The sequence below is a fragment of the Flavobacteriaceae bacterium genome, assembly GCA_014075215.1.
Classification (GTDB): domain Bacteria; phylum Bacteroidota; class Bacteroidia; order Flavobacteriales; family Flavobacteriaceae; genus Polaribacter.
In genome coordinates, this window is the sequence record CP046177.1 from 427345 (window position 1) to 440091 (window position 12747).

General features: G+C 35.4%; 8 protein-coding genes. 7 read left to right on the top strand and 1 reads right to left on the bottom strand.

Translation table 11 applies throughout. The features are described from left to right. The first annotated feature begins 3 nt into the window (after positions 1-3). Genes sprA through GKR88_02270 form a run of 4 tightly spaced genes read left to right on the top strand, consistent with a single transcriptional unit; the run spans position 4 to position 8660 of the window. Positions 4-7131 (top strand): cell surface protein SprA, encoded by a 7128-nt coding sequence (sprA, locus tag GKR88_02255; GenBank protein QMU63210.1) that lies wholly within the window; start codon positions 4-6, stop codon positions 7129-7131. 14 nt (positions 7132-7145) lie between these two features. Further along, positions 7146-7526, top strand: a complete 381-nt coding sequence (gcvH, locus tag GKR88_02260; GenBank protein QMU63211.1) for a glycine cleavage system protein GcvH — start codon at positions 7146-7148, stop codon at positions 7524-7526. Continuing rightward, entirely contained in the window at positions 7492-7881 is a 390-nt protein-coding gene (locus GKR88_02265; GenBank protein QMU63212.1) for a hypothetical protein, read from the top strand. The genes gcvH and GKR88_02265 overlap by 35 nt, the downstream gene beginning before the upstream one ends. Before the next feature lie 59 nt (positions 7882-7940). Continuing rightward, positions 7941-8660, top strand: a complete 720-nt coding sequence (locus tag GKR88_02270; protein ID QMU63213.1) for an energy transducer TonB — start codon at positions 7941-7943, stop codon at positions 8658-8660. Between the two features lie 53 nt (positions 8661-8713). Here the strand turns inward: GKR88_02270 and GKR88_02275 are convergent, their stop codons facing one another. Beyond that, the gene (locus tag GKR88_02275; GenBank protein ID QMU63214.1) at positions 8714-9697 is read right to left on the bottom strand and encodes a LacI family DNA-binding transcriptional regulator; all 984 of its coding nucleotides are present in this window, start codon (positions 9695-9697) and stop codon (positions 8714-8716) included. Between the two features lie 423 nt (positions 9698-10120). Here GKR88_02275 and GKR88_02280 point away from each other — a divergent pair, with 423 nt between their 5' ends. From GKR88_02280 to GKR88_02290, 3 genes are read left to right on the top strand one after another with little or no spacing between them, the layout of a single operon-like run. Next, complete coding sequence (locus tag GKR88_02280) at positions 10121-10714, top strand: HupE/UreJ family protein (protein ID QMU63215.1); 594 nt, start codon at positions 10121-10123, stop codon at positions 10712-10714. A gap of 41 nt (positions 10715-10755) precedes the next feature. Beyond that, positions 10756-11187, top strand: a complete 432-nt coding sequence (locus GKR88_02285) for a CMP deaminase (GenBank protein QMU63216.1) — start codon at positions 10756-10758, stop codon at positions 11185-11187. Next, positions 11177-12745: a PDZ domain-containing protein gene (locus tag GKR88_02290; GenBank protein ID QMU63217.1), complete on the top strand. Its 1569-nt coding sequence runs from the start codon at positions 11177-11179 to the stop codon at positions 12743-12745. The genes GKR88_02285 and GKR88_02290 overlap by 11 nt, the downstream gene beginning before the upstream one ends. The last annotated feature ends 2 nt before the right edge of the window (positions 12746-12747 follow it).

Sequence of the window (12747 nt, forward strand, 5' to 3'; positions counted from 1 at the left end):
CGATTGAGTAAAAATATAAAACATACTATCGTATTATTGTTTGCTTTTTTTATAGGCACAATTGCTTCCGCACAAAATAAAAATGATTCTGTTTCAGTAAAAAAAGATACTACAAAATTAAGATATAACTTCACTCACTTTCAAAAAGGAGGGCTATTTTTAAATGACCCCTCTAAAATTAAAGTTGTTTTTGATAAGGTTTTAAACAAATATGTTTTTCTGGAAAAAATAGGAGATTATTATGTAAGAGTACCTATATATATGACTCCGGAAGAATATGCAAAATACCGTCTGGAAAAAGATATGCTGGAATATTTCAAGGATAAGATAAATGCACGAAACAGCAAAAGAAAGGGAGTTTCAGCTGCTCAAAAAAATTTGCTGCCTACATATTATGTGAACTCGAAATTCTTTTCAACGATATTCGGAAGTAATAAAATTCAAATAACCCCTTCCGGAAGTATCAATCTAAAACTAGGTTTTATATATCAAAATACTGATAATCCTCAATTATCAGAGCAAAACAGGAGTAGTTTTACTTTTGATTTCGATCAGCAAATAAGTGCCAGTATTCGGGCAAAAATAGGAGAAAGGTTGCAATTTACAGCTAATTATGATACACAATCTACGTTTGATTTTCAGAACTTTATTAAAGTAGAATACATCCCCACAGAAGTTGATGAACTCATGCAAAAAGCCAGAGATAAAGTGTTAGGCAAAGTAGGAGTGAGCGATAATCTTGTACAAGGCATTCAGGATGGTAATATAAAAGGAACAAACGATGATATATTACAAGGCCTCAGTATTGGAAATATCACCATGCCTATTAAAAATTCATTAATTAACGGTTCTCAAAGTTTACTTGGAGTAAAGGCAAATCTGCAATTTGGTAAAACACATATTACTGCTGTCGCTTCACAACAAAATTCAGAAAGTACTACAGTAACAGCAGAGGCAGGATCTTCTATCCAACCATTTGAGTTGAGAACAACGGATTATGATGATGACCGGCATTTTTTCTTGTCTCAATTCTTTAGAAATAATTATGCCAATGCGTTGAGAAACTATCCTTTAATAACAAGCCCTATCAATATTACCCGAATTGAAGTTTGGATTACCAACCGCTCTTCAAGTGTAGAAGATTTTAGAAGTATTGTTGCTTTTGCTGATATTGGAGAGTCTGACGTTTCCAGATTTGTTTCTCCAACTATTCCTTTAAGAAATCCGCCAACAGTAAGTCTCGGCGGACAGATTGTAAATATTCCTGATAATGATGCAAATGATATTAATATACTACTTCAGGAAAATATTGGAAATGGGCAAATCAGAGATGTATCTACGGTAGATAGCAGGCTGTTAAGCTTTAATAATTTACAGCAGGGAACAGATTACAGTTTACTGCAAAATGCAAGAAAATTGAACCCTGGTGAGTATACATTAAACCCACAATTAGGATATATCTCCTTACAAAGAAGATTAAATGACGGAGAAGTCTTAGCTGTTGCCTACGAATATACGGTTGTAGGAAGTTCGCAAGCCTCTTTTAAAGTGGGAGAATTTTCTAATGACGGGGTTATTGCTCCTGCTAATCTGGCAGTAAAACTATTACGAAGTGAGATATTGACTACAAAAAGAACAGTCAACAGCGTTGAAGAAGCATTTCCTACCTGGGATTTAATGATGAAAAACGTATATGCACTGGGAGCATTTCCGCTATCACAAGACGGGTTTCGATTTGAAATTCAATACAGAGATGATCAAACGGGAATTGCTTCGAATACTCTTCAAAATTCAACCACAACAGGAATTGCCGAAAGACCATTGTTACGAGTTATGCGATTAGACCAACTGGATCAAAGTCAATTTAGAAACAGTGATGGATTTTTTGATTATGTAGAAGGAGTCACCGTAAACTCCCAAAACGGATATATTATTTTTCCGGAACCCGAACCTTTCGGCACAAACTTACAAAACCAACTAACTACAGCCACTGATATTGATACCTATGTTTTCAGAGAAATGTATTTGGAAACAAAGATCAATGCAAAAAACAATTTCCAAAATAAAGACAAGTTTTTACTAAAAGGGTACTTTAAATCCGATAATGCCGGAGGAATCCCTTTAAATGCATTCAATGTCCCAAGAGGTTCCGTTACCGTTACTGCAGGCGGAAGACAACTGGTAGAAGGAGTGGATTTTGTAGTCGATTACCAATTAGGCAGGGTACAAATCATAGACCCCGGACTACAAGCTTCCGGAACACCTATTCAAGTATCAACAGAAAACAATGCGGTATTTAATCAGCAAAGAAAAACCTTTATAGGTGTTGATGTAGAACACCGCTTTTCCGATGATTTTGTTTTAGGAGGTACCCTATTAAATGTCGACGAAAGGCCTTTAACGCCAAAAGTTAATTTTGGTCAGGAACCGATAAACAATAACATGTTAGGAATTAATGTAGATTACTCTTCGGAAGTTCCCTACTTGACAAAATTAGTAAATAAATTACCTTTTGTAGATACGGATGCTCTTTCAAATTTTTCCATAAGAGCAGATATGGCATATTTGCTACCCGGCTCTCCAAGCGGCATAGATGTAACGGGGCAAGCAACCTCTTATATAGATGATTTTGAAGCATCACAAATACCTATCAGTATATTAACTCCGTTAGATTGGTATACTGCCAGTACGCCAAGAGGTTTTCCGGGATTCAACGGAGCAAGCGATCAGTTAGACTATAATTTCAACAGAGCAAGGCTTGCCTGGTATAATATTGACCAGATATTTTACGGTGCCGGACCTTCACCCGGAAATATAAGTGCAGACGAATTATCCAGGGCAGAAACAAGACAAATTAACTTTAGAGAACTCTTTCCAAATCAGGAGCTTGATGTAACCCAAAATGCATTGGTAAGGACGTTGGATTTGGCTTATTTCCCCAGTGAAAGAGGTGCTTATAACTTCTCTTCCGAAACAAATGATCAAACACTTCCAAACCCCGAAACTCGCTGGGGGGGAATCATGCGGGCATTAACAACAAATAACTTCGATCAGGCAAATGTAGAATACATTCAATTTTGGTTGATGGACCCTTATAAAAATTACTCCATTACCAATGAAGAAGGATTACCGGCAGGGGTTAATCCGCAAGACATTCAAAATCAGGTAGGGGAATTGTATTTTAATCTGGGAAACATTTCCGAAGATATTTTAAAAGATAATAGAAAAATGTACGAAAACGGCTTGCCAATTGACGGTCTTAAAACGGCATCTAATGTAGTCGGCACCGTATGGGGTGATGTTCCTTTAGCACAATCCATTCTATATGCTTTTGATGAATTAGACACTTCCAGGACGAATCAGGATTTAGGATTAGACGGCCTGACCGATGAAGAAGAAAGAGCAAAGTTTCCGGCATTGGCAGGTTTGGCAGATCCGGCGTCAGATAACTTTCAATACTTCAGGGGAGGTAATCTGGATGCCATAAATGCTTCTATCATTAGCAGATATAAATTATTTAACAATACACAGGGCAACTCGCCAACACTAAATCAATCTCCGGAATCTTTCCCCGTATCTTCAACTACCTACCCGGATGTTGAAGACATTAACAGAGATCAGACAATGAATACCGTAGAGAGCTATTATGAATATAAAGTTTCATTAAATAAAAGCGATTTGGTTGTAGGTCAAAACTTTATTGTGGACAGAAAAACAACCGAAATTACCCTGGAAAACGGTGCAACACAAAATACAAACTGGTATCAATTCAGGATTCCGATTAGAAGCGGAATTCCCGTCAATGGAATTTCAGATCTTAACAGTATTCGGTTCATAAGAATGTTTTTGACAAAGTTTAGAATGCCTGTCGTATTGCGTTTTGGGGAGTTAGGCTTAGTGCGGGGAGACTGGAGAAGGTACGTAAGGACACTCGACCCTGCCATTAATCCCGATAGGGAATTAACCCAAACCGAACTCAATAATTTTGAAGTAGGCGTTGTTAATATCGAACAAAACGAAGGACGTTATGTGTTGCCTCCCGGAATTGTCAGAGAACGCTTACAGGGAAGTACTACTGTACAACAACAAAATGAACAGTCAGTCTCTTTAAAGGTAACCAATCTGCCTCAAAATAAAATAAGAGCTATTTATAAAAACGTTAGCATAGATCTTAGAAGATATAAACAATTAAAAATGTTTATGCATGCAGAACCTCTTATGATTAATGGGGTTGAAGATGATGAGCTGGTTGCAATTATTCGCTTAGGAACAGATTTAAATGACAACTTCTATCAAATTGAATTGCCTTTAAAAATCTCTCCAAACGGAAGTTTAAATCCCTTAGATGTATGGCCGGAATTGAATAGTTTAGATGCTACTATTGAAAATTTCGGTAGGATTAAACTGGAAAGAGATGCCATACCAAACATAGCTATCAATGAATTATACCCTGTTCCTACTCCTTCGGATCCGCGGGAATTAATTATACGGGTAAAAGGAAACCCTACAATGGCTCAGATACGAACCATTATGCTGGGAGTGAAAAACACTGCTGCCAGAAATAAAAGTGCGGAAATTTGGTTCAATGAAATGCGTTCCTCCGGATTTGACAATGAAGGCGGGTGGGCTGCTGTAGTAAATGCCGATGCTAATTTTGCGGATATTGCAAATGTCAATGTTACCGGAAGAATACAAACTATTGGCTTTGGAAATGTAGAAGATCGGGTAAATCAGCGATCTTTGGATGAGGTAAAACAATACAATATTACAACCAGTGTAAATCTCGGTAAAATGATGCCTAAAAACTGGGGGGTGCAATTGCCGATGAATTATAGTATAGGAGAAGAATTTAAGAATCCGAAATTTGATCCGCAATACCAGGATGTAGTGCTTAGTGAAGCAGCTCAATCTAATCCCAATAGTCGATTTTCAGGAGATTATACAAAAAGAAGAAGTATTAGTTTTATCAATGTAAAAAAGAACAGAAGCTCACAGTCAACCAAAACACCGAAATTTTATGATGTGGAAAATCTTACTGCCTCATACGCTTTTAATGAGGAATACCGCAGAGATTATAATATAGAAGGATATACAAATAAAACTGTCATAGCTTCGGCTTCCTACAATTTTAGTCCCAGGTCCGAGTTCATAGAACCTTTTAAAAAGATGAGTGTCTTTAAAAGTAAATATTTACAATTGTTAAGAAATCTTAATATCAATCTCATACCAAAGACCATCGCGGTAAATTCAAGAATCAATAGAAATTTCAGTGAACAACGTTCCAGAAATTTAGTCGATAACGGTTTGTCTGCTCAACCCAGGTTGACACAAAGAAGGTATTTGTTTGATTGGGATTATACGATTGGCCTGGATATTACCAAATCGGTTTCGCTAAACTTTAATGCAACCAATAGTTATATTTATGACAGCTTCGGATCTGACGAAGATATAGAAATTTTTGACAGATTTTTTTTAGTGGGAAGACCCGACCATTACCATCAAAAATTAAACGCTACCTATAAATTACCGATCGATAAAATACCTTATCTGAATTTTATTACCGCTGATTATGGTTATACTGCTGACTTTGATTGGAGAGCTGCTTCTCAGAGTAATGTGGATCTAATTGGAAATTTGATCCAAAATGCAAATACTCATAATGTGAATACTACATTAAATTTTGCCAGATTATACAGAGATATAAAATTAGAAAACCTGATCACAAAAAAGAATAAAAGAAACCAAACGTCCGAAAAATCAACAGATGCTCCCAGGCAGGTAAAGAATACCAAGAAAAAGAAATCCATAGGGCGAAAAATTTTAAAAGGGTTTTATGATATTGTTACAGCCGTTAAAACAGGAAAGATCAGCTATTCGGAAAACAATGGCCAATTATTACCGGGATATATTCCTGAATTTGGATTATTAGGTGGTGCGCCAACTGCCTTTGCTTTTGGTAGCCAGGTAGATATTAGAACAAAAGCCTTGCAAAACGGCTGGTTGGTTTCACGCCACCCGGACAGTGCATACATAAATAAAACCTATAGCAGAGCACATTATAACAAACTAGATTACAACTTTTCGCTAAAACCTCTTAAAGATCTAAATATAGAAGTAAGAGGAAATAAAATAAAAACCAGAGATCTGACACAGCAAATAGATTTAATTACAGGAAATACACAGCTGGAAGATACACCTGTTTTTGAAACAGGGAACTTCAGCACCAGTTTTTCAATGTTTTCCACTTCGTTCAAAGACAGTGATCAGTTATTTCAATTATTTAGAAATTACAGAACGATTATAGCAAACAGATTAGCTACCGAAACTGGGCTGCCTGTGAGTGGGTACCGGGAAACTTCTCAGCAGGTTTTATTACCGGCATTTATTGCGGCATATTCGGGTAAAGACCCTAATGAAGTAAATACGGGGTTGTTTAGAAATATTCCTATCCCCAATTGGACGTTACGATATAACGGATTAATGAAATACAAATGGTTTAAAAAGAATTTCTCTAACTTTTCCATAACTCACGGCTATAATTCTTCTTATACGATTTCCAGTTTTACTAACAATTTTCAGTACGATATTAACAACCCTACGGCAACAAATTCATCGGGAAGTTACCATCCGGAATTATTAGTTTCCACAGCAACTCTGGTAGATGAATTTTCACCTTTGATTAAAGTAGATATGAAAATGAAAAATTCGTTTTCATTTACCGGAGAAATTAGAAAAGACAGAACACTCACCATGAACTTTAACAATAATACCCTTACTGATATTAAAGGAACAGAATATGTTTTTGGTATTGGTTATGTCATTAAAGATGTGAAACTAACCACCCGTTTTACCGGTAAAAAGCAAATCTTAAAAGGGGATATTAATATTCGTGCAGATGCGTCTTTAAGAGACAATCTAACACTCATCAGAGCCATTGATAGGGAAAATGACCAAATTAGCGGAGGACAAAAATTATTTTCATTAAAATTAACTGCAGATTACAGATTAAGTAGTAATTTAACAGCGTCGTTTTATTACAACCATCAAACGTCTAAATATGCTATTTCCACAACATTCCCAAGGCAGACGATTAACGGCGGATTTAACATCATTTATAATTTAGGAAATTAATAAAATGAATACAAATGAATACTCCATCAGAATTAAAATACACTAAAGACCATGAATGGGTTAAAATTGACGGCGATATAGCCACCATCGGAATTACGGATTTTGCACAAAGCGAATTAGGCGATATTGTCTACGTAGATGTAGATACGGTAGATGATACAGTAGAGAAAGATGAAGTTTTCGGATCGGTAGAAGCCGTTAAAACAGTATCGGATTTATTTATGCCTTTAACCGGAGAAGTCATTGAATTTAATGAAGCATTGGAAGACGACCCGGAGTTGGTAAATACCGACCCCTATGGGAAAGGGTGGATGATAAAAGTAGCCATAGCAGACTCATCTCAAATAACAGCATTATTAGATGCCGAATCGTATCAGGATTTTATTAAGGTGTAGTATTTTATACATTTCCATAACAATTACTATTTCAATTCTGTTTTTGAGTTTGGCTCATATACCTTCTGAATTCGTTGTAGACATATCAAATTTAGATAAGATTCAGCATTTTTTTGCCTATGTAGTGCTCACCATAAGTTGGCTGATAACAAAAAATGTAAAATTTAAAAAAATAACCAATAGCTCTATTGTTATCATCTGTTTTGTGTTTGGTATAATTATTGAAGTATTACAAGGAAGCATAACCACATATAGAAGTCCCGGTTTTTTAGATATCGTTGCAAATTCGACAGGTATCATAACCGGGTTTATACTTTTTAGAACTTTCATTCAAAAAAACGGATATTTAATATGAAAGGTTGTGAATGAAATAATAATTTAGTTAAATTAGCACTCTATACAAAACTTTTTAAAATGGAAATCAAGAAAAACCCAAAATCAAACTTAGAAAATTACAGCAAGATTTTTGTACAGCTAGGTTTGGTTTTAGCACTTTTTATTACATACGTAGCCATTGAAAAGAAAAATTACGATAAACAATATGGAGATTTAGGTGATTTGAATCTGAATGCTGACTTGGAAGAAGAAATTCCAATTACGGAACGAATAGAGCCTGTTAAACCAAAAGAACCGCCACCACCTACTCCTGAAAAAATTGAGGTTGTAGAAGATGAAGAAGAGGTAGAAGAAACAGTAATTGAATCTACGGAAACAGATGAAACCGAAGCTGTTGAGGTAGAAGAAATTGAAGAGGTGGAAGAAGCGGAAGAGGTTATAGAAGATGTACCTTTTGCAATTATAGAACAAGTACCTACATTTCCCGGGTGCAAAGGAAATAAAAATGAATTGAGGAAATGTTTTGGTAAAAAAGTGCAAAAGCACTTTACTCGTAAATTTGACTCGGAACTGCCTAATGAATTAGGAATGTCTTCCGGAAGAAAGAGGCTGGCTATGCAATTTAGAGTGGATGAAAAGGGAAATATAACAGATATAAAAGCCAGGGCTCCTCATCCCATATTAGAAAAAGAAGTTATACGAGTAATGAAGTTATTACCTAAAATGAAGCCCGGAAGACAAAGAGGCAAACCGGTAGGAGTAAAATATTCTCTTTCTATCAGAGTTGATGTAGAATAAATGTTTAATTTAAAAATTTTGGATTTCCCCCGATAAAGTGAACTAAAAATAAATCAACTTGTTTGCCGCTGGACTAGGGTTGTTTCTACTTTTTCAGATGTGATCTCCGAAACACCCATTCTCAATTTATTTAATAGCATACAGGCTGCTTTTTCTCCGATACTGATCCCTTGCTGATTCAAAGTAGTTAATCGAGGGGTTAAATTACTTGCCGTTTTTTCACTGGCATATCCTATAATTGCCAATTCTTTCGGAATTTTTTTATGTAGCTTTTTTGCTACTCGAATAGCTGCCAAAGAAGCATCTTCATCCAAAGCAATAATGGCATCTGTAGGACGACTTATAAGTTGTTTTTCTATCAGCATGCCTATAGTCTCCGAAGTGCCCTCTAGTTGCACTCCGTTTTCCATAGCATTCAGATAACCCTTTGCTCTTGATTTTCCAACACTTAAATTTTGAATGGTCGTGGCCAATACAATTTCTTTCCTTTCGCTTGCCAGTAGTTTTTTGGTGGTATCAAATAAAACCTGATCATCATTAACCAATACTTTGTCACAATTAAAATTTTTAATCACTCTGTCAAACATTACCATGGGTTTTTTCAATCGCGCTACCTTGTGAAAATGTGAAAATTCTTTATGAACTTGTGTTTCCTCTGCCAACGCAACAATAAACCCGTCTACAAGGCTATTGGAAAACGTATCTATTGCACTCACTTCTTTATCCAAAGATTCATTTGTAATACTCACAATAATATGATAATCAGAATCTGCAATCACTTTTTCAATACCAAATAATACCTCTGCAAAAAAATAGTTCTGAATATTGGGAATAATGACTCCTATAGTATCTGTTTTCCCGGATTTTAAATTCATCGCTATTTTATTGGGTTGATAATTATATAATTTGGCAGTTTCCCGGATCCTGGCTTTTGTCTCAGTACTAATTTCATGACTGTCATTCAATGCTTTCGAAACCGTAGAAATAGAAACCCCTAAGATTTTGGAGAGCTCTTTTAGAGTAATAGTTGCTGACATATATTATAAAATAATATTTAAGTAAGTGATAAAATAATTTTCAGACTATTTAAAACATAAAAATACTATTTTTCTATGAGACCATATATGTCGGTTACCATTTATAACAGTAGCATCCGAAACTTTAGAGATAAGACCATTTTACTACTAAGATTAAAAACAATAGAGACCAGAACAAAGAGAGCTTGTTTTGAAAGTCAATGAGTCTACACTCTTGCATCTAAAAGCGGAGCGGTCTTTTATCATAGAACACGGACAGAGCAGTGTATTTATAATTAAAATTAGATTGCCATTAAAAAGGTCTTTAATATATTTGATTTTTGATATATTTTACTCAATGAAAAACGGTTATTCTTTTCGTGTCATCACAGGTATGGCCTTACTTCCAAACTTTCCGATTTTCAAACTTGAAATGATTTTATTATGGACGATTTTACAACATACGCCAAGCTGGGATTTTATCATGTATTGGATTTTACTGCCTATGACCACATCCTTTTTTTGATTGTATTAGCTGTCGTATATAGTTTTAACGAATGGAAAAAAGTTCTTTGGCTGATTACTTTTTTTACAGTGGGGCATTCTCTTACCTTATTACTCTCTGCTTATGGTATCCTGTTTGACTTGAATGATAAAAACGTAAAAGTTATAGAATTTTTAATTCCGCTGACCATTTTTATTACCGGAGCTATTAATATTTTTAACCTAAATGCTATCAAAGGGATCAAAGACAATACAAATATAGTATTGGCTTTCGTCTTTGGGCTTATTCATGGCCTGGGTTTTTCTAACTATATCACCCGTTTGGTTACAGACTCTGATAATAAGTTTCTGCTTTTAACAGAATTTGCTCTGGGAATTGAAGCCTCTCAAATTGTAATTGTTTTTTGCATCTTATTATTAGGATTTGCTTTAAAAACCTTCTTAAATGTAAGTAAAAGAGATTGGATACTCGTTACCTCCGCCATTGTCATAGGGTTTGTAATTCCTATGATGATAGTACATGTTTTTTGGTAAATTATTAACTTAGTACTATTACATTTTCTGTACATTAGCCCATGAGTAAAAAACAATTAAAATATGATATTGCTTATTTAAAAATGGCAATGGAATGGGCAAAATTATCGTATTGTAAAAGAAAACAGGTGGGTGCTTTAATCGTAAAAGACAGAATGATTATTTCAGACGGGTATAATGGAACTCCTTCCGGTTTTGATAATGATTGCGAAGATGAAGACGGATTGACCAAATGGGAAGTATTACATGCGGAAGCAAATGCTATTTTAAAAGTAGCAGCTTCTGCACAGTCCTGTAAAGGTGCTACCTTATATATCACCTTATCTCCTTGTATCCATTGTAGCAAGTTAATCCACCAAGCAGGAATAAAAAGAGTTGTCTACGCTAAAGCATATCGGGATGTATCCGGAATTGGTTTTTTAAAAAAAGCAGGTGTTGATGTTGAACTAATATCTATAGCAAATGACAAATAAGAATAACCTTCCTATATATTTATCTCTGGCTACCATTTTAGGAATTGTGATAGGGGTATTATTTAATGGCTCCGGAAGTAGCCTGTCTTTGACAGGGACAACAAGTAGTGAAGCAAAAATAAAACGCTTAATTGATTATATACAAAGAGATTATGTAGATAATGTAAATACCGATGAATTATTAGATGGAGCGATTACTCAAATATTAGGCAAACTGGACCCGCATTCTGTTTATATTCCGAAGGAAAGCCTACAACAAGTTACCGAGAACATGCAGGGAAATTTTGTTGGTATTGGCATACAATTCAGGATGGTAAAAGATACAGTTACGGTGATTCAAACCATTAAAGGAGGGCCTAGTATCAGAGGCGGAATCAAAGCGGGAGACCGAATTTTGATTGCGAATGAGGATACCTTATATGGAAAAAACCTCCCTTCCGGCAAGATACCAAAATTCTTAAAAGGAAAACCGGATACGGAGGTATCTCTGACCATTTACAGAAAATCGAACGACTCTGTTTTCAATACCAGTATCAATAGAGGGAAAGTGGCCATAAAAAGTGTAGACCTTGCCTATATGATAAATGGTAAATTAGGCTATATTAAACTAAATCGTTTTGCAAAAACAACCTATAACGAATTTAAAGCTGCTCTGGACTCTCTGTTAAATCAGGGAATGAAAACTCTTGTTCTGGACCTTCGTGGAAACGGCGGAGGGTTTATTGATATTGCTAATAAAATTGCAGATGAATTTTTAGAAGAAGATAAGTTGATCGTTTTTACAAAAAATAATAAAGGCCGTATAGATAAATCTTTTGCCACCTCCAAAGGTGCTTTTGAGAAAGGTCGCTTATATGTATTGATTGATGAAAGTTCCGCTTCCGCATCGGAAATTGTTGCCGGAGCTTTGCAAGACAACGATAAAGGAACCATTATAGGAAGACGCTCCTTTGGAAAAGGATTGGTACAAGTAGAAATGAATTTGGGAGACGGATCTGCAGTAAGATTAACCACAGCAAGATATTATACTCCAACGGGAAGATCTATTCAGAAACCTTATGCTAAAAATGGAAATTACCGGCAAGATTATACAAACCGATTAAGAAATGGCGAACTGCTGTACAAAGATAGTATTCCGTTTGTAGATTCTTTACAATATAGTACACCCAAAGGAAAAATTGTATATGGCGGTGGCGGCATTATTCCGGATGTATTTATCCCTATTGATACGACAACATATCTAAACAACTTTTACTTTAGAACCATTAATGATTTTGCTTTTGATTATGTGGACAATAACAGAAATAATATCGCTTCAAAATGGCCTTCCATAGGGCGTTTTGTAAAAGAATTTGATGCAAACCGAAAAGTTTCCGATGCGTATTTTTCTAAGGTAACGGACGGAGAGCCTTCTTATAAAACCAAACAAACTATCAGAAGGTATTTAAAAGCTTCAATTGCCAACGAACTTTTTAGTGATGTCGGATTTAACAGAATTATTCACCAGAAAGATAAAATGCTTCAGAAAGTACTGGAATTGGAAAATACTATAGAATAGCC

What these genes read in the sequence shown, in the direction of transcription:
- gcvH (QMU63211.1), top strand. Translation starts at nt 7,146, where the DNA reads ATGAATACTCCATCAGAATTAAAATACACTAAAGACCATGAATGGGTT.
- GKR88_02265 (QMU63212.1), top strand. Translation starts at nt 7,492, where the DNA reads ATGCCGAATCGTATCAGGATTTTATTAAGGTGTAGTATTTTATACATT.
- GKR88_02270 (QMU63213.1), top strand. Translation starts at nt 7,941, where the DNA reads ATGGAAATCAAGAAAAACCCAAAATCAAACTTAGAAAATTACAGCAAG.
- GKR88_02275 (QMU63214.1), bottom strand. Translation starts at nt 9,697, where the DNA reads ATGTCAGCAACTATTACTCTAAAAGAGCTCTCCAAAATCTTAGGGGTT.
- GKR88_02280 (QMU63215.1), top strand. Translation starts at nt 10,121, where the DNA reads ATGGACGATTTTACAACATACGCCAAGCTGGGATTTTATCATGTATTG.
- GKR88_02285 (QMU63216.1), top strand. Translation starts at nt 10,756, where the DNA reads ATGAGTAAAAAACAATTAAAATATGATATTGCTTATTTAAAAATGGCA.
- GKR88_02290 (QMU63217.1), top strand. Translation starts at nt 11,177, where the DNA reads ATGACAAATAAGAATAACCTTCCTATATATTTATCTCTGGCTACCATT.